This window comes from Arthrobacter sp. ZBG10, from assembly GCF_001238605.1.
GTDB lineage: Bacteria > Actinomycetota > Actinomycetes > Actinomycetales > Micrococcaceae > Arthrobacter.
The window spans coordinates 52,953-69,409 of the sequence record NZ_LFQH01000026.1; the positions used below are offsets into that span (position 1 = coordinate 52,953).

General features: G+C 65.4%; 17 protein-coding genes and 1 tRNA gene. 6 read left to right on the forward strand and 12 right to left on the reverse strand.

What is annotated here, in order from left to right:
• Window positions 1–19: 19 nt before the first annotated feature.
• The gene (locus ACU18_RS06730; RefSeq protein WP_157407609.1) at window positions 20–940 is read right to left on the reverse strand and encodes a Nif3-like dinuclear metal center hexameric protein; all 921 of its coding nucleotides are present in this window, start codon (window positions 938–940) and stop codon (window positions 20–22) included.
• Between the two features lie 101 nt (window positions 941–1,041).
• Here ACU18_RS06730 and msrA point away from each other — a divergent pair, with 101 nt between their 5' ends.
• The 3 genes from msrA (at window position 1,042) to epsC (ending at window position 3,192) form a co-directional block, all read left to right on the forward strand.
• Entirely contained in the window at window positions 1,042–1,566 is a 525-nt protein-coding gene (gene msrA / locus ACU18_RS06735; protein WP_050684762.1) for a peptide-methionine (S)-S-oxide reductase MsrA, read from the forward strand.
• 65 nt (window positions 1,567–1,631) lie between these two features.
• Window positions 1,632–2,567, forward strand: coding sequence for a cysteine synthase A (gene cysK / locus ACU18_RS06740; RefSeq protein ID WP_050684763.1), 936 nt, complete (start codon window positions 1,632–1,634; stop codon window positions 2,565–2,567).
• A 40-nt stretch (window positions 2,568–2,607) separates the two neighbouring features.
• Window positions 2,608–3,192: a serine O-acetyltransferase EpsC gene (gene epsC / locus ACU18_RS06745; protein WP_050684764.1), complete on the forward strand. Its 585-nt coding sequence runs from the start codon at window positions 2,608–2,610 to the stop codon at window positions 3,190–3,192.
• 84 nt (window positions 3,193–3,276) lie between these two features.
• Here epsC and gndA read toward each other — a convergent pair whose 3' ends face one another.
• Window positions 3,277–4,713, reverse strand: a complete 1,437-nt coding sequence (gndA, locus tag ACU18_RS06750; RefSeq protein WP_050684765.1) for an NADP-dependent phosphogluconate dehydrogenase — start codon at window positions 4,711–4,713, stop codon at window positions 3,277–3,279.
• Window positions 4,714–4,916: 203 nt separating this feature from the next.
• Between gndA and ACU18_RS06755 the strand changes: the two genes are divergently transcribed.
• Entirely contained in the window at window positions 4,917–5,642 is a 726-nt protein-coding gene (locus ACU18_RS06755; RefSeq protein ID WP_050684766.1) for a FadR/GntR family transcriptional regulator, read from the forward strand.
• 16 nt (window positions 5,643–5,658) lie between these two features.
• Here ACU18_RS06755 and ACU18_RS06760 read toward each other — a convergent pair whose 3' ends face one another.
• Genes ACU18_RS06760 through ACU18_RS06770 form a run of 3 tightly spaced genes read right to left on the reverse strand, consistent with a single transcriptional unit; the run spans window position 5,659 to window position 8,407 of the window.
• The gene (locus ACU18_RS06760) at window positions 5,659–6,711 is read right to left on the reverse strand and encodes an L-idonate 5-dehydrogenase (RefSeq protein WP_050684767.1); all 1,053 of its coding nucleotides are present in this window, start codon (window positions 6,709–6,711) and stop codon (window positions 5,659–5,661) included.
• Window positions 6,711–7,481, reverse strand: coding sequence for an SDR family oxidoreductase (locus ACU18_RS06765; protein ID WP_050684768.1), 771 nt, complete (start codon window positions 7,479–7,481; stop codon window positions 6,711–6,713). Before ACU18_RS06765 ends, ACU18_RS06760 begins: the two co-directional genes overlap by 1 nt.
• Window positions 7,478–8,407, reverse strand: coding sequence for an NAD(P)-dependent oxidoreductase (locus ACU18_RS06770; RefSeq protein WP_050684769.1), 930 nt, complete (start codon window positions 8,405–8,407; stop codon window positions 7,478–7,480). Before ACU18_RS06770 ends, ACU18_RS06765 begins: the two co-directional genes overlap by 4 nt.
• A 67-nt stretch (window positions 8,408–8,474) precedes the next feature.
• Here ACU18_RS06770 and ACU18_RS06775 point away from each other — a divergent pair, with 67 nt between their 5' ends.
• Window positions 8,475–9,539 (forward strand): D-2-hydroxyacid dehydrogenase, encoded by a 1,065-nt coding sequence (locus tag ACU18_RS06775; protein WP_050684770.1) that lies wholly within the window; start codon window positions 8,475–8,477, stop codon window positions 9,537–9,539.
• A gap of 69 nt (window positions 9,540–9,608) precedes the next feature.
• On the opposite strand, the gene ACU18_RS06780 is transcribed toward ACU18_RS06775, so the two are convergent.
• The 3 genes from ACU18_RS06780 to ACU18_RS06790 all read right to left on the reverse strand — a co-directional run bounded on the left by ACU18_RS06780 (window position 9,609) and on the right by ACU18_RS06790 (window position 12,468).
• A complete protein-coding gene (locus ACU18_RS06780; RefSeq protein ID WP_197273533.1) occupies window positions 9,609–10,958 on the reverse strand; it encodes an MFS transporter in 1,350 nt (449 codons plus the stop codon).
• 132 nt (window positions 10,959–11,090) lie between these two features.
• Window positions 11,091–11,888 (reverse strand): IclR family transcriptional regulator, encoded by a 798-nt coding sequence (locus tag ACU18_RS06785; protein ID WP_050684772.1) that lies wholly within the window; start codon window positions 11,886–11,888, stop codon window positions 11,091–11,093.
• A gap of 289 nt (window positions 11,889–12,177) precedes the next feature.
• Window positions 12,178–12,468 carry a hypothetical protein gene (locus ACU18_RS06790; protein WP_050684773.1) on the reverse strand — a complete coding sequence of 97 codons (291 nt, stop codon included), beginning with the start codon at window positions 12,466–12,468 and terminating at the stop codon, window positions 12,178–12,180.
• Between the two features lie 105 nt (window positions 12,469–12,573).
• Here ACU18_RS06790 and ACU18_RS06795 point away from each other — a divergent pair, with 105 nt between their 5' ends.
• Window positions 12,574–13,923, forward strand: coding sequence for a hypothetical protein (locus ACU18_RS06795; protein WP_050684774.1), 1,350 nt, complete (start codon window positions 12,574–12,576; stop codon window positions 13,921–13,923).
• Between the two features lie 80 nt (window positions 13,924–14,003).
• Here ACU18_RS06795 and ACU18_RS06800 read toward each other — a convergent pair.
• From ACU18_RS06800 to ACU18_RS06815, 4 genes are all read right to left on the reverse strand, one after another.
• Window positions 14,004–14,079, reverse strand: a tRNA-Val gene (locus ACU18_RS06800).
• A gap of 102 nt (window positions 14,080–14,181) precedes the next feature.
• Complete coding sequence (locus ACU18_RS06805; RefSeq protein ID WP_050684775.1) at window positions 14,182–15,102, reverse strand: NAD-dependent protein deacetylase; 921 nt, start codon at window positions 15,100–15,102, stop codon at window positions 14,182–14,184.
• Between the two features lies 1 nt (window position 15,103).
• Window positions 15,104–15,595 (reverse strand): peroxiredoxin, encoded by a 492-nt coding sequence (locus ACU18_RS06810; protein ID WP_050684776.1) that lies wholly within the window; start codon window positions 15,593–15,595, stop codon window positions 15,104–15,106.
• Window positions 15,592–16,011, reverse strand: coding sequence for a DUF3052 domain-containing protein (locus ACU18_RS06815; RefSeq protein WP_050684777.1), 420 nt, complete (start codon window positions 16,009–16,011; stop codon window positions 15,592–15,594). The genes ACU18_RS06810 and ACU18_RS06815 overlap by 4 nt, the downstream gene beginning before the upstream one ends.
• Window positions 16,012–16,457 lie beyond the last annotated feature (446 nt).

Below are 16,457 nucleotides of genomic sequence, written 5' to 3' on the forward strand. Positions count from 1 at the left end.
GGTTGTGTGCGGGCCCGGCCTAGCCGGGAGTCAGGATGAAGTCCCAGGGGTCACTGTTGGTGCCACTGACCCTGAGCTGCACCTCGTGGCCCTGGTCCGAGAGGACGTTGCCCAGCGCGGCGGCAGCAGCCGGAAGCCAGAGCCATTCACTGGCAAAATGCGAGACGTCCACCAGGTAAGGCCTGCCGTTCACAGCCGCCTCGCGGGCCTCCGAGGCAGGATGGTGCCGCAGATCCGCGGTGACGTAGACGTCCGCATGGCTGGCGCGGACCTCGTCAAACAGCGAATCCCCCGCGCCGCCGCAGACAGCGACCCGGCGTACCAGGCCGTCCTTGTCGCCGGACACCCGGACGCCGCCGGCCACCGCCGGAAGGATACCGAACACCCGGGCAGCGAAGTCGCCCAGGCTGACGGCCTCCGCAAGGTCCCCTACCCGGCCGATGCCTTCTTCCGGCAGTCCGTGGGCGGCTGCCGTCAGCGGGACCGCATCCTGAAGCCCCAGCGCATCGGCCAGTACATCGGAAACACCGCCGACGGCGGAATCCCCGTTGGTGTGCACGGTCAGCAGTGCAGTGCCTGATTCGATCAGGCGGTGCACGGCCCTGCCTTTGGCAGAGGTGGCAGCCACGGACGTGACGCCCTTGAGCAGCAGCGGGTGATGGGTGATGAGGAGTTCCGCGCCCCAGGAAACGGCTTCCTCGATGACCTCAAGGGTGGGGTCCACGGCAAACATGACCTTGGACACAGGTGCGCCCGGACGCCCCGCCACCAGGCCCACCTCGTCCCAGTTCTCTGCGAGGGACTCCGGCCAGAGCTCTTCGACAGCGAGCAGCAGGTCTGCCAGTGTGGTGACGGCCCCTGGCCCTGGACCCGAGGCTCCGGGCGGTGTGCCGCCGTCGTGATTATCGGGGCCGGTAACGTCGGTGTCCACAGGTTCCATAGTCTTAGTTTTACCCCATTGCGGGTCCCGGGGAGCGTGCCCGGGCAGCCGCGCCTTGCTGTGCCGGGAATCATCCGGCACGCTCAACCATTGAAGAGGACATGAAAACTTTTGTTCTGGGCGGAGGCTGTTTCTGGTGCCTCGACGCCGTTTACCAGAAAACCAAGGGCGTGAGCTCGGTGGTGTCCGGCTATACCGGCGGGCATGATCCCCGGCCGGACTACTACTCCGTGTGCAACGGCACCACGGGGCACGCGGAGGTGGTGGCGGTGACCTTCGACGAGGACATCATCCCGGCGGAAGTCATCCTGGACATGTTCTTCGCGCTGCACGACCCCACCACCCTGAACCGCCAGGGCTACGACGTGGGCACCCAGTACCGCTCGTCAATGTTCTACGAGACCACGGAGGAAAAGATCCTCTTCGAAGAAGCCATTGACCGTAACCAGGCCCTGTGGTCCCATCCGATCGTCACGGAGGTCAGCCGGCTCCCCCGGTTCCACGTGGCCGAGGATTACCACCAGGACTACTACGGCAAACACCCCGAGCAGGGGTACTGCCAGGTGATCATCAACCCCAAGCTCGCGAAGGCCAGGAAATATTACTCTGCATGGCTTAACGCTTAGCCAGCATTACGCGGCCTCGTTAGGCTGACCTCAGTATTCACACTCAGAGATAGGCGTATCTGCACATGGCACGGATCTATGACGATGTAACGCAGCTGGTTGGCGGAACCCCGCTGGTAAGGCTGAACCGGCTCAGCGAGGGCCTCGACGCCACCGTCGCCGTCAAGCTGGAGTTCTACAACCCTGCCAACAGCGTCAAGGACCGCATCGGTGTGGCAATTGTCAACGCCGCCGAAAACTCGGGTGCCCTGAAGCCCGGCGGCACCATCGTTGAAGGCACGTCAGGCAACACCGGCATTGCCCTGGCCATGGTGGGCGCTGCCCGCGGCTACAAGGTCATCCTCACCATGCCGGAAACCATGTCCACAGAGCGCCGCGTTATGCTGCGCGCCTACGGTGCGGAAATCGTCCTGACCCCGGGCTCCGAAGGCATGCGCGGCGCCGTCGAGAAGGCCCAGGAGATCGTTGCCAACACGCCGAACTCCATCTGGGCCCAGCAGTTCGCCAATGAGGCCAACCCCGAAGTCCACCGCACCACCACGGCCGAGGAAATCTGGTCCGACACCGACGGCAAGGTGGACATCTTTGTTGCCGGCGTGGGAACCGGTGGAACCGTAACCGGCGTAGGCCAGGTCCTCAAGGAACGCAAGCCCGGCATCCAGATCGTGGCCGTCGAGCCGAAGGACTCCGCGATCCTCAACGGCGGCGCCCCGGGCCCGCACAAGATCCAGGGCCTCGGCGCCAACTTCGTCCCCGAAATCCTGGACACCAACGTCTATGACGAGGTACTGGACGCCACGCTGGAAGACTCCGTCCGCGTTGCCCGCGAGCTGGGCATCAAGGAGGGCATCCTGGGCGGCATCTCCTCCGGCGCCATTGTGTGGGGTGCCCTGGAACTGGCAAAACGCCCGGAGAATGCCGGCAAGCTGATTGTCGCGATCGTGTGCGATTTCGGCGAGCGTTACATCTCCACCGTCCTCTATGACGACATCCGCGGCTGATCAGGCCGAACACCACAGCGTTTCCTGTAGAAAGTACTTTGTGCGCTTTTTTGCAAGACTGAAGGAAGACCTCGAGGCCGCCCGGTCCCACGACCCGGCGGCCCGGGGTTCTTTCGAGAACTTTTTCGCTTATTCCGGCCTGCATGCCATCTGGATCCACCGGCTGACCCACCGCATGTGGCAGAACCCTTCCCTGCGGTTCCCCGCGCGGCTGCTGTCCCAGCTGGGACGGTCCTGGACCGGCATTGAAATCCATCCGGGTGCCACCGTGGGCCGCAGGTTCTTCATTGACCACGGCATGGGCGTGGTCATCGGGGAAACCGCCGAGATCGGCGAGGACGTGATGATTTACCATGGCGTGACGCTGGGCGGCCGTTCGCTGGCACGCATCAAGCGGCACCCCACCATTGGGGACCGCGTCACCATCGGCGCCGGCGCCAAGATCCTGGGCCCCATCACCATCGGCCGGGACAGTGCCGTGGGTGCCAATGCCGTGGTGGTCAAGGACGCTCCGCCTGAGTCCATTGTGACCGGTATCCCCGGCCGGTGGCGGCACCGCGATGCGCAGCTTGAAACCAAGCCTGCCGTTGACCCGGCCGAGTACGACATCGAATACCGGATCTGACCCAACCCGGTCAGGACTTTAACGGCCAAGGGCCGGCAGTTCCGTTTCGGAACTGCCGGCCCTTGGTGTTTCAGCGCGGGGACGTCAGTGTGTGTCCACAGCTTCGATTTCGGACTTGTCCTCGCCCCAGAGGGTGTGGAACGTGCCTTCGGAGTCGACGCGGCCGTAGGTGTGGGCGCCGAAGAGGTCACGCTGGCCCTGGATGAGGGCTGCTGCGACACGCTTGCGGCGCAGGCCGTCGTAGTAGGCCAGCGAGGAGGAGAACACGGGGACCGGAATGCCCAGCTGCACTGCGGTGGCCACCACGCGGCGCCATGCCGGCAGGGCACCGGCGATCGCTTCGGTGAACGCGGGGGCGAACAGCAGGTTGGCGGGCTTGTCCTCGGCGGCGTAGGCCTTGGTGATGTCCTTGAGCAGCTCGGCGCGGATGATGCAGCCGGCCCGCCACAGGGAAGCGATCTCGTCCAGCTTGAGGTCCCAGCTGTACTCCTTCGCAGCGGAAGTCAGCATGTCCAGGCCCTGGGCGTAGGAAACCAGCTTGGAGGCGTAAAGCGCCTGGCGGACATCCTCCACAAAGGTGTCCGGGATTTCGACGTTGGCCTCGTGGCCTGCCAGCAGTTCCTGGCCCAGCTTGCGCTGGCCGGCCTGCGAGGACAGCGCGCGGGCGAACACGGACTCGGCGATGCCGGAGACCGGCGAGCCGAGTTCCAGGGCCGAGATGACGGTCCAACGGCCGGTGCCCTTCTGGCCTGCGGCGTCCACCACAACGTCAACGAACGGCTTGCCGGTCTTGGCGTCCACGTGGCCCAGGACTTCGGCGGAGATCTCGATCAGGAAAGAGGACAGTTCGCCCTTGTTCCATTCGGTGAAGATTTTGGCCTGCTCTGCAGGTTCGATGCCCGCACCGGAGCGGAGCAGGTCGAACGCTTCGCCGATGACCTGCATGTCGGCGTACTCGATGCCGTTGTGGACCATCTTGACGAAGTGGCCGGCGCCGTCGGTGCCGATCCAGGCGCAGCAGGGCTCGCCGTCGACCTTGGCGGAGATCTTTTCCAGCAGCGGGCCCAGGGCCTTGTAGGACTCCTTGGAACCGCCGGGCATGATGGAGGGGCCGTTGAGGGCGCCTTCTTCGCCGCCGGAGACGCCAACGCCCACAAAGTGCAGGTCCTTCTTGGCCAGTGCAGCCTCGCGGCGGCGGGTGTCCTCGTAGTGCGAGTTGCCGGCGTCGATGATGATGTCGCCAGCTTCCAGGAGCGGTTCGAGCTGCTCGATGACGGAGTCAACCGGCTTGCCGGCCTTCACCATGATCAGGACCCGGCGGGGCTTCTCCAGCGAATCGACGAGTTCCTGCAGGGTTTCGGTCCGGATGAACTCGCCGTCCGTGCCGTGCTTGGCCAGAAGCGCGTCCGTCTTTTCGACGGACCTGTTGTGCAGGGCCACCGTGAAGCCGTTGCGGGCCAGGTTGCGGGCGAGGTTGGCGCCCATCACCGCGAGGCCGGTGACACCGATGTGTGCAGACATCTAAAACTCCAATTTGTACTGTGCGACGGATGCGAAGGCCGGTTTCCGGATGCAGAAGTGCGTTCGCAGATCCAAGGGTCGTAATAAAGCATATATATTCATCCGGTAACAGGGAAGTAACGCCCACGTTATGGAACCCATTGTGTCGCAGGCGGTCCCGGCCGGAGCCTGCCGCCGGAGCAGACCGCACTAGGCTGGAGGCCATGACCAGCAGCCTGCACCACCGTGCCATCGAGAATCTTGGCACCCGCATCATCTCCGGTGAGCTGCCTGCCGGACACGTGATGCTCGCTGAGCAGCTCGAGGTGGAGCTCAAGGTTTCCCGGTCCGTGATCCGGGAGGCGGTCCGGGTGCTGCAGTCGCTCGGCTTGGTGGAAACCACCAAGCGGGTGGGCATCCGGGTGCTTCCCGCGGGCCGCTGGAACCCTTTTGATGCCCAGGTGATCCGCTGGCGCCTGGCCAGCGACGCCCGCGGCGCCCAGTTGAGGTCCCTGGCGGAACTGCGGTCGGCCGTGGAGCCTGCCGCGGCCGAACTGGCAGCCGCGAACGCGCCGGCACCGCTTCGGCTGGAACTGGTGCAGGTGGCACGTGCCATGCGCGACGCCGGCCACAACGGCGACGTGCCCCGGTTCCTGGAGCTGGACATTGCGTTCCATTCGCTGCTGCTCTCCGGGTCCGGCAACGAGATGTTCGCCAACCTTATGGGCCAGGTGGCCGAGACGCTGACGGGCAGGACCGTCCACGGACTGATGCCGGACCACCCGCACGAGGCGGCGCTGCAGTGGCATGTGGATGTCGCGGAGGCGATCGCGAGGGGCGATGGCGCGGCGGCCCGGGAGGGCTCGGAGCGGATCATGCGCCGGACCATGACAAGGATGGCGGACACCTGGACCGAGCAGCCCAGGGTCTTCATTCCCGTCAATCGCTGACGGCCCGCCGGGACCGCTACGGTCCGAAGTCCAGCAGGACCTTCCCTGACACTGCGGAGTTCCGGGCCACGTCAAAGGCCTCGAGCCCCCGCTCCAGCGGGAATTCGTGGGTAATTACCGGGCCTATCCGCAAGCTGCCATCGGCGAGGGCGCCGATGACGTCGGTGATCTCGTCGTTGAACCGGAAGGAGCCCACCAGTTCCAGTTCCCGCGTGATGGCCAGCGAGATGTGCACCGGCTGCGGACCGGAGGGCAGAAGCCCCACCATCACCACCCGTCCGCCGCGGGCTGCACCCTTGATGGCTGAAGCCAGCCCATGGTGGCTGCCGGAGGATTCGATCACCACGTCAGCTTCCACAGCGGTGATGGCTCCGGCGTCCCCTGCCTGCAGGACCCGGTCCGCACCGACGGCGGCGGCAATCTCCAAAGGCCTGGGATGCACGTCAACGGCAACGATCGTGGCGGCCCCGGCCCGGCGGAGGACGGCAACGGCGAGCGCACCGATGGGGCCGCAGCCGATCACCAGCGCGGTCTTCCCCACTACCTCCCCGGCACGGGCCACCGCATGCCAGGCCACGCTGGCCGGTTCGATCAGCGCCGCTGTCCGCAGGTCCAGGCCGGCCGGCAGCTCCCGGAGCATCCGGGAGGGAAGCGTGGCGTAGCGCCTGAAGGCGCCGTCGGTGTGCGGGTACTGTGCAGCGCTGCCAAGGTAGGTGCAGCCCGGTGACAGGTTGGGCCGGTCCGCCGGGTAGCGGGCGGCGCCCGGGCCCGGGGTGGCGGGATGGACAGCCACCGGCGTCCCAACGCCGGGACCCGAACCGTCGGCGGCCGCCTGGGCCACCACCCCAACGATCTCGTGGCCCAGGACCATCGGAGCTTTAAGGATCGACTCCCCCGCCGCGCCGTGCTGCCAGTAGTGCAGGTCGGAGCCGCAGATACCGCCGTAGCGGATCTGTACCACCGCCTGGTCCGCTGCCGGCGGGACCAGCGGCACGTCCTCGATGCGCAGGTCCCCGGCGGCGTAGGCCACCATGGCCGGTCCCGAAGTGGGCAGGTTCAGCGTTTCCATCAGACCACCACCGTCATTCCGCCGTCGATGAAAATGGTTTGCCCGTTCACAAAGTCCGAGCCGGCGGAGGCAAGCCATACGGCCGGTCCGGCCAGGTCCTGGACGGTGCCCCAGCGGTGCGCGGGCGTCCTGCCGAGGATCCAGGAGTTGAACTCCGGATCATCCACCAGGTTCTGGGTCATCTCGGTATGGATGTAGCCGGGTGCTATGCCATTGATCTGGAGCCCGGAGGCTGCCCATTCGGCGGTCATGGCACGGGTCAGGTTGCGCAGGCCGCCTTTGGCCGCGATATAGGGGGCGATTGTGGGGCGGGCCAGGTCCGTCTGGACGGAGCAGATGTTGATGATCTTCCCCCGGCCGCGCGGGATCATGTGCCGGGCGGCCTCCCTGCCCACCAGGAACGCGCTGGTGAGGTCGGTGGCGATGACTTTTTCCCAGTCGGCGACGTCGAGCTCCAGCATGGGGACGCGGTGCTGGATGCCGGCGTTGTTGACCAGAATGTCCAGCGGGCCCACGTTTTCCTCGATCCAGGCGACGCCGGACGCCGCAGCGGTGTCGCTGGTGACGTCAAAGGCCACGCTGTGGATCCGGCCCGGGGCAAAATCGCCGGCCATGGCAGTCTCGGCTGATTTAAGCCGGTCCGGGTCCAGCCCGTTGAGGACAACCGTGGCCCCGGCGCCGGCCAGGGCGCGCGCCAGGGCGTTTCCGATCCCGCGGCTGGAGCCGGTGACGAGCGCCACCCGGCCTGTGAGGTCAAAAAGTCCGTTCATGCTGTGACGCTTCCTTCCGCCGCGTGCGCGGCTGCCTGATCGCTGAGGTGTGAGATGGCCTGCCGGACCACCGTCAGGTCCTGGTCACCCAGTCCCTGGGTTTTGAGTTCCGCATAGAGGTCGACGGCGGCCGCCGCCAGGGGGACCGCCGCACCGGCCACCCGGGCAGACTCCACTACAAAGGTGAGGTCCTTGTGCATGAACTTCGCGGGTCCGGTGACCCGGTAGTCCTTGGCCACCAGGCGTGGTCCCATGATGTCCAGGACCCGGCTTCCCGCCAGGCCACCGGCCAGGACCTCAAAAAGTGCGCCGGCGTCGATGCCGGAGCGCTCGGCGAGTTCGGCAGCTTCGGCGAGCGCCGCCGTCGTGGTTCCCACGATGAGCTGGTTGCAGGCCTTGGCCAAGGATCCCGAGCCGAGTCCGCCGAGGTGCCGGACGGTGGTACCTATGCCGGCGAGGACGGGCGTGATGCGGGCGACGTCGTCAACAGTGCCGCCGGCCATGATGGCCAGGGTCCCGTCCGTGGCGCCGGCCGTGCCGCCGCTGACCGGCGCGTCCACTACCGCGGCGTTGCCGGCGCTGGCCGTTTCCACCCGGCGGCCGAAGTCCCTGACCCGCTGTGGCGAAACGCTGCTCATGACCACCAGCACGGTGCCTGGTTCCGGCGGCTTTGCCTGCCAGGCGGCCAGCAGGCCGGCCGCGGCGTCCTCGATGTGGGAAAGGTCCGGAAGCATAAAAATGATCACCGGCAGATCCCGTAGGCCGGCGACCGACCCGGCCCCGGCGGCGCCCAGGTTGCAGAGCTCCGCTACCGGGCCCGGGGATCTGTTCCATCCCGTCACCTGCCAGCCCCCGCGTACCAGGTTTGACGCCATGGGCAGGCCCATCAGGCCCAGCCCCACGAAGCCTACGTTGTTGTCCTGCATGCTGGTGACCTCACATCGTTGTGCCAAAATCGTGCGAAACTGTTCAATATCCTAGCCTCCATTCAGTATGATGAACAGTATGACAACTTCGCCTACTGTGGCCATTGCCGTACCGCTCGAGGCTGAGCTGGTTGAAAGCATCCGCGCCGCCCACCCATCCGTCACCGTCCTGTACCAGCCGGACCTCCTGCCGCCGGAACGCTTCCCGGCCGATCACGCAGGCGACCCGGACTTCCGGCGCACTCCCGAACAGGAGGAGCGCTACTGGGCCATGATCAACCAGGCGCAGGTCCTTTACGGCCTGCCGAACGAAAGCCCTGCCGGGCTGGCCCAAGTGGCCCGGCAGAACCCGCACCTGCAATGGGTCCAGGCCATGGCCGCAGGGGCCGGCGGAGCGGTCAAGGCATCCGGCCTTGACCTGGAAAGCCTGCAGAAGTTCAAGGTAACCACCTCCGCCGGCGTCCACGCCCTGCCGCTGGCGGAGTTCGCCGCACTGGGCATCCTGAACGGCTTCAAGCGCTCCGCAGAGCTGGCGGTGGACCAGTCGAACCGGATGTGGCCGGAACTGCGGACACCCACCAGGCTGGTCAGCGGCTCGCGGCTGGTCATCACCGGGCTCGGCGAAATCGGCCTGGAAACCGCACGTGTGGCCCGCGCCTTGGGGATGAAGGTCAGCGGGACCAAGAGGACCGTTGAGCCGCTGGAAGGAATCGACGAGGTAGCAGGCAACGACGGGCTGGCCGGGCTTCTCGCCACCGCGGACGCCGTGGTCAACACCCTGCCGGGCACGCCGTACACGGAGCGCCTCTTCAGCCGGGAGATTTTCGCTGCGATGAAGCCGGGAACGGTCTTCATCAACGTGGGCCGCGGCACGGTGGTGGATGAGGATGCCCTGCTCGAGGCCCTGGACAACGGCCAGGTCTCCTACGCCTGCCTGGACGTCTTCGCTGTGGAGCCACTGCCGCAGGAAAGCCCGCTGTGGGACCATCCCCGGGTGATGGTCTCCCCGCATACTTCGGCGCTGAGTGCCGCCGAAAACCGGCTGATCGCGGAGCGCTTCTCCGCCAACCTCGGCATCTTCCTGGCCGGCGGCGAGCTGCCGCACCTGGTTGATCCCGTGCATTTCTACTGACCGGCACTCCCCCGATATACAGAACGCCCGGCCCGCAGTGATGCGGGCCGGGCGTTCTTCGTTGCAGTCCTAGTGTGCGTCTTCCACCAGGACGAGGTCGCGGCCATTGGTTTCCGGTGTGAAAAACGTGGTGGCGAAGGAGATCGATGCCAGCACCAGGGAGTAGATGGCGGGCACCAGCCAGGAGTGGTTGGTGGCCGCAAGCAGTGCCACACCGATCATTGGAGCGAAGCCGCCGGCCAGGACAGCGGAGAGTTCGCGGCTCAAGGCCACGCCGGTGAAGCGATGCTGGGAGCCGAACAGTTCGGGCAGCAGGGCGCATTGCGGGCCCAGCATGGACTGCACACCCAGGGCGATGCCCACCACCATAACCACCCAGACCAGGGTGACATTGCCCAGGGTGACGAGGTAGAACGCAGGCAGTGCGATGACGGCCTGGAACAGCGCGCCATAGCGGTAGACCGGGACCCGGCCGTACTTGTCCGACAAGCCGCCGAAGACCACCACCATAACGGCCGCGAAGCCTGCGGCGATCAGCAGGCCGGTGGGGCCGATGAACTTGTCGCCGGCGAAAACGCCGGCAGGCATGCTGATGAAAGAGACCAACAGCGCCGAATAGATGGAGGAGTTGCCGTTCTCGCCCATGCGCAGTCCGATGCCCACCAGGACGTTCTTTTTGGAGTGCTTCCAGATCTGCCCCACCGGGTTTTTCACCACGGCTTTGTGCTTCTCCAGTTCCTGGAACACCGGGGTTTCCTTCAGCCGGAGCCGGATGAAAACAGCCACAACAATGAGGACGAAACTGGCCAGGAACGGCACCCGCCACAGCCATCCCTGCAGCACTTCCTTGTCGGCAAGGGCCATCAGCGCAAAGGTGCCGGCGCCAAGCAGCGTACCCATCTGGATACCCACGAAGGGCAGGGAAGCGAAGAATCCACGACGGCGGCGCGGCGCGACTTCGGAGATCAAGGTGGTGGCGCCCGCCTGCTCGGCGCCGGCGCCAAGGCCCTGGACGATACGCAGCACCACAAGGAGGACCGCACCCAGCATCCCTGCCTGTTCAAACGTCGGCAGGAGGCCGATGGCGAAGCTGGCCATACCCATCAGGCCGATGGTCAGAATCAGGACCATCTTCCTGCCGAACCTGTCTCCGATATAGCCAAAGACCACGCCGCCGAAGGGCCGGGCTGCGAAGCCCACACCGTACGTCGCGAAGGAGGCGATGACGGCTCCGCTCTCCCCCAGCGGGGAGAAGAACAACGGGCCGAAGATCAGCGCCGATGCCAGCCCGTAGATGTAGAAGTCGTAGTACTCCAGGGCGGAGCCCACGGAGCTGGCCAATGTTGCCCGGCGCAGCTGGTCAGGGTCAACGACGGCGTCGTCCCTGCCGGCCTGTGGTGCATTAGTACGAGTTGTCACAAGAACTCCCTTACAACACTCCAGGCCTCCGTTGGCCTGGTGGGTCAGTGATCACACCTGTTGTGCTGATCACTATATTGAACAGAGTACATCAAGCTGAACAATGAGCAAGGGGTGCTGGGAAATACGCCGCTATCCCATGGGATTGCCCAGCGAGTGGGCCAGCTCGCGGAGCTCCTTCACCATCCCGGCGCCCTGTTCGGGCGTATAGGTGGCCTTGAGAGCAGTCACAGACAAGCCAAGGCTCGGCCCGTGGGCGCCGCGTGTGGGAACGGCGACGGCCAGGCACACCACGCCCGTGGTGGATTCCTCATCTTCAAAGGCGTAGCCCTGTTCCCGGATTTCCAGCAACTGGGCCTTCAGCTCGGCGCCGGTCCGGAGGGATTTCGGCGTGAGGACGGGAAGGTCTGCATCGTCGGCGAAGAGGTCATCGATGTCATGGTCGTGGAGCCGGGCAATTAGGGCCTTCCCCACGGCGCACAGCGACACCGGCATCCGGTCGCCGATGTTTGACGTCAGCCGCACGGCAGGGTGGCCTTCATAACGGGCCAGGTAGATCACGTTTGTACCGTCCAGCATGGCGATCCGCACGGTCTCACCTGACAGCGTGGCTGCCTGCTCGCAATAGCGGTAGAACTCCTGGACTTCATCCAGCCGGCTCAGGTAAGCGGCGCCGAGTTCCACCAGTTTGCGCCCCAAGGTGAACTCCGCCCCTTGCCTGCTGATCAACCGGGCCTCCTCAAGCGCCAGCAACAGGTTGGACGTGGACGACTTGGGGATCCCGAGCTCGCGGGCCAGGTCACTCAGGGTCAACCGCCCCGTGGCTGAGGCGGCCAGGGCATCCAGGACGGCCGCCGCCCGGGTTACTGCCGGCGCCGGGGAAGAGCTCCCAAGTCCGTCTGACGGGCGGGCGGTGCGGGAATCGGCCATGATTCTCCTTTGATGGGGCGTCGGAAGCTACCGTGTCCTACTGTTCATTCCGCTGAACAGTAACCATCATAATGGCTGGACGGTTTGCCGTGGCCGTGGGTTGCCGGCTGATCAGGCGCTTCCACGGGACACCTGCGTGTCGGACACCGTGTCAACTTCGTGTTTCCTGAAGTTCACGGTATATTCATCACAGGCCCTCCACCGCGGCATCCCCCAATAGTCGCGGTGGAGGGTTTTCCAATGCCCGGATCCGGGCGCGGCCCGTCACCAGGACCCCGCTTTCAGCCGCTCAGGCGGCGTCCGCCACCGACTCCCGCAGCCGCCACCCGCCGCCGAGTCCGTCCCGCTGCAGCAGCATGGTGGTCAACGCCGAACCTGCATTGCGGCCCAGCCTGACCTGGACCTGCAGGACCTCCACATCGATCCGGCTGCCGCCCTTGGGCATCCTGCGGTTGAGCTCCCACCAGTTCACCCGCTCAAACCATCTGACAGGTTCGGCACCCACCGTCCATTCCCTGCCGCCGCTGAGCACCGCCGTGGGCCGTCCATCCTTGCCCGTGTGCACTATCACGTGTTCCATTCCTGCAACTTAGGGCAGGGCACCGACATCATGGCCCGGCAGGCGCCGGGCACGGCCGGTGTGGAAGAATCGACCGGTCCGCTTCAGGGAAAGTAAAGAGGGATAATGCTCCAAGGCTACGTCGATTCCATCTCCCCGGATAAGCTCACGCTGACCGGGTGGATCCAGGTGGACCCCAGCGGGCAACCACCCGCCCTGCATTTTGACCGCAACGGAGAGGTCTCCGGCGCCGCAGTGTTTGGCCACGAAAGAGCCGATGTTGTGGCCTCCCTGGGTGTGCCGAACCGGGTGTTCACGCTGAGCCTGGATGAGCCGGCCGAAAGCCATCACCTGCTGGCGAAGTCGCACCATGTGGCGGCCGTCGTTGACGGCGTCCGCAGCCCGGTCCAGCTGGGTGGTCGCGCTTATCATCAGATGATGGCCGACTTCGTCACCACCGCTTCGGCCAATTCCAGCGGGACCCGTGAAGTGATCCTGGACGCCTTGCAGGTCAAGGAGTCCGGCCTGGCCAAGTATGCCCGGGAAAGCGCCGCTGCGGGCAAGTCCGGCGACCTGTCCTACCTGGGCTTCCCGGTGGGCATGCGCTCCGGCAACGACACAGCCCAGCTGGGCCGCGACGGGCACCTCTTCCTGACGGGCGGAAGCAACGCCCTCCGCGACCAGTACCGCGAACCCGCCACCGATGCGGCGAAGGCAGCCATGGAGGAGAAGGCCCAGCGGTGGGAGGCGGCCCTTGACTCCAACGCAAAAGCCCTGGCGGAACTGGGAATCCCTTTCCTGCAGGTCATGATTCCCGAGAAACTGACCGCCCTCCGCCACCTGGCGCCCCTCCCCATCAGCGGGCCCACGCCGCTGTACAGCCGGGTGGATGCACTTATGGCAGGAAAGCCGGGCTACCTGAATTTCCTCGGCATGTTTGATGGTTGGGACAACGAAATAGGGGCCTGGCAGCGGAACGATACGCATTGCTCCCCCGCCGGTTCCCTGGCCATGACACGGGCAATGCTGGAGCGGCTCCCGGGCTGCGACCCCCGCTGGCTTGACGGGGTCGGCCTGACCGAAACCACGTACCGGGACGGGGACCTGTCAGCCAAGTTCTTCGACGTCCCGCTGTGGGACAAGCAGCACCGTCCTGCGCCCGACGCTTTGGGCGAGCAGGAGATCACCAACGTCTATTCGTATTCACCGGGCCACTTTGTGGGGTCCCATAACATCTGGCAGAACAGTGCCCCGGTATCGGATAAGAAAGTGGTCGTTTTTGGCAATTCCTTCTTCGGCGGAGTGGAAAGCCCCACCCGCCTGGGCTGGTGGTTCTCGCGGCTGTTCAGGGAATACCACATGAAGTGGGAGAACGCGCTGGACCTTGACTACATCCGCGACGTACGACCCGACTACGTCATCTTCCAGACCATCGAACGGTTCCTGGTACGTCCCCCGGCGGCGAACACAGCCTAGGGGCGTCCCCGGCCGCACACCGGGAAAACGGGAAAACCCCGCATTTACAGCCAGTCAGGCTGCAACTACGGGGTTTTCTTTGGTGGGTCCTACCGGGATCGAACCGATGACATCCACGGTGTAAACGTGGCGCTCTACCAGCTGAGCTAAAGACCCAAACGATGCTCCGGGCGGCGGCGCCGCCCTGACCAACGAACATCGACTCTACCCCACCCCCGGCAGCAACGCGAATCGGAAGGGGTCCCGCGGTCCGCGGGGTCAGGGGGTGGGAAGTTCGCTCTCCAGCCAGGTCAGCGATTCGCTGACTCCCGACTCGAGCTTGAGGGTGGCTTTGTCGTCGCCGCGCGTGGCGCCCCTGTTGATGATGACGACGGGCTTGCCGTCCTTGGCAGCGTGCCGGACGAAGCGCAGGCCGCTCATGACAGTTAACGACGAGCCCGCCACCACCAGGGCTTCGGCGTCGTCCACCATGGCGTAGGAACGCTCCACCCTGTCTTTCGGCACGTTTTCGCCGAAGTACACAAAGTCGGGTTTCAGCACTCCCCCGCAAGCAGGGCACACGGCCACCACAAAGGTGCTGATGAGCGCGTCGTCCTCGACTGTTGCGTCGGCGTCAGGCGCGATTTCCACCACATCGGCGGCGAGTGCCTGGGCCAGGAAGTCCGGGTTCAACTCCGTCAGCATCCCGGCCAGGAGCTGGCGGGAGTAGTTCCGGTGGCAGTCGAGGCAGACCACACGGTCGTACCGGCCATGCAGGTCCACGACGTTGGTGCTGCCGGCATCTTCATGCAGCCGGTCCACGTTCTGGGTGATAAGGCCGGTGAGGAGTCCCCGCTGCTCCATCCTGGCCAGGGCGAAGTGCCCCTCGTTGGGGTCGGCATGGCGCAGGTGTGACCAGCCGATATGGTTCCGGGCCCAGTAGCGCCGGCGGTTTGCCGCATCCCTGGTGAATTCCTGGTACGTCATGGGCTTGCGTGGTGCCGAGTCCGGGCCCCGATAATCCGGGATGCCCGAGTCAGTGCTGAGGCCGGCGCCGGTGAGAACGGCAAGCCGCAGTCCCGCCAGTAGACCGGAGGCAGTCTCAAGGCCCGGAAGATCCGACGCCGACGGGCCGGCATTGGGGACGGGCGGCCTGCTGGCAAACCCGGTCAGTCCGATCCGGGGCCGTGGTTCTGCCATGTCAGGACCCGGCCAGCGTGGCCAGGGCCGCGAGGTAGGCGCCCACGTCCCGCGCCACGCCCCTGGGATTCAGCACCGAGTACCGGATGGTTCCGCCGGGGTCGATGATGAACGTTCCCCGGCGGGCCATGCCGCTGGCAGGGTCGAAAACGCCGTAAGCGCTGGCGACTGCGCCGTGCGGCCAGAAATCCGAGAGCAGGTCAAAGCCGAAACCCTCCTGCTCGGCGTAAGCGCGCAGGCTGAACTTGCTGTCCGCGGAGACCGCCAGCACGGCGGCCCCGGCCGCCTCGAAGGCGGCTGCATTGTCCCGGAGGTCACCAAGCTCCGCGGTGCAGATGCCCGAGAACGCGAAAGGATAAAACACCAGCACCACAGTCCGGCCCCGGTAATCCTGCAACAGGACGGGCTCGCCGAACTGGTTGACCAGCTCAAAGGGCGGCGCTGTGCTGCCCACCGCAGGAACTTCAGCGGTGGGGGCCAGCGCAATGCTCACTTGTTTTTCCTGCTCACCAGCCGGGTGGCGCTCCAGTCCTTGGAAACGCCGGCTGACGTGGTGACGTGCAGACCTGCAGTGGGGGCGGCTTCCTGGATATCTGCCGGTGAGGCGTACCCGTCCCGGCCCGACTTTGGCGTCAGGACCCAGACAACTCCGGTTTCGCTCAGCGTGGTCAACGAGTCCATCAGGCTGTCGACAAGATCGCCATCGCCTGCACGCCACCAAAAGATGACGGCGTCAGCAACTTCGTGATCGTCTTCATCCAGCAGCTCAGACCCCGTGAGGTCCTCGATATCGTCACGTAAGTCGAAATCGACGTCGTCGTCGTAACCGAACTCCTGAATCAGATCCCCAGTCTTGAAACCCAATTTTTCCGCCACATTTACCGAAGTGGCGGCGTCGGCCTCGCTCACGTGTACCTCCAATGCCTCATGTATGCAGTCTGCATAGTGATTTCCATTACTCCAAGCCAACACCCTTTGTGCTTGCTCTTCAAGCTGCCGGCCCCGTCGCGGCACATATTCTGCGTCACATCGGGGACCTTCACCCCGCTTCGCAGCGGCTTTTAGTCACACAACCAGTATGACGGCGAAATACAACCGGGGTGCCCAGGGCGCGGCTACGCATCGGGTTACGGTCAGGGCTAGAGTGGCTGGTGACATCTATGCCTGCCGGACAACAACCGTGTAACTCCGCAGCAGGGATAGGAGCTCTAGGACCCTGCCCGGCACACATGACCGGGCTGTTGTAACCGAATACGTCGCACACGGCGTATGTACGCCGGGCAGTCACCCTGCCTGGCCTGAGTGCGCCGTTCATGCGCGCAAAGAGAGGTTGGACGTGGCTGCAGGAGAAGATA

Bases quoted from the DNA above. Each gene is read 5' to 3' on its own strand.
- ACU18_RS06730 (WP_157407609.1), bottom strand. From the start codon at position 940: ATGGAACCTGTGGACACCGACGTTACCGGCCCCGATAATCACGACGGC.
- msrA (WP_050684762.1), top strand. From the start codon at position 1,042: ATGAAAACTTTTGTTCTGGGCGGAGGCTGTTTCTGGTGCCTCGACGCC.
- cysK (WP_050684763.1), top strand. From the start codon at position 1,632: ATGGCACGGATCTATGACGATGTAACGCAGCTGGTTGGCGGAACCCCG.
- gndA (WP_050684765.1), bottom strand. From the start codon at position 4,713: ATGTCTGCACACATCGGTGTCACCGGCCTCGCGGTGATGGGCGCCAAC.
- ACU18_RS06755 (WP_050684766.1), top strand. From the start codon at position 4,917: ATGACCAGCAGCCTGCACCACCGTGCCATCGAGAATCTTGGCACCCGC.
- ACU18_RS06760 (WP_050684767.1), bottom strand. From the start codon at position 6,711: ATGGAAACGCTGAACCTGCCCACTTCGGGACCGGCCATGGTGGCCTAC.
- ACU18_RS06765 (WP_050684768.1), bottom strand. From the start codon at position 7,481: ATGAACGGACTTTTTGACCTCACAGGCCGGGTGGCGCTCGTCACCGGC.
- ACU18_RS06770 (WP_050684769.1), bottom strand. From the start codon at position 8,407: ATGCAGGACAACAACGTAGGCTTCGTGGGGCTGGGCCTGATGGGCCTG.
- ACU18_RS06775 (WP_050684770.1), top strand. From the start codon at position 8,475: ATGATGAACAGTATGACAACTTCGCCTACTGTGGCCATTGCCGTACCG.
- ACU18_RS06785 (WP_050684772.1), bottom strand. From the start codon at position 11,888: ATGGCCGATTCCCGCACCGCCCGCCCGTCAGACGGACTTGGGAGCTCT.
- ACU18_RS06790 (WP_050684773.1), bottom strand. From the start codon at position 12,468: ATGGAACACGTGATAGTGCACACGGGCAAGGATGGACGGCCCACGGCG.
- ACU18_RS06795 (WP_050684774.1), top strand. From the start codon at position 12,574: ATGCTCCAAGGCTACGTCGATTCCATCTCCCCGGATAAGCTCACGCTG.
- ACU18_RS06805 (WP_050684775.1), bottom strand. From the start codon at position 15,102: ATGGCAGAACCACGGCCCCGGATCGGACTGACCGGGTTTGCCAGCAGG.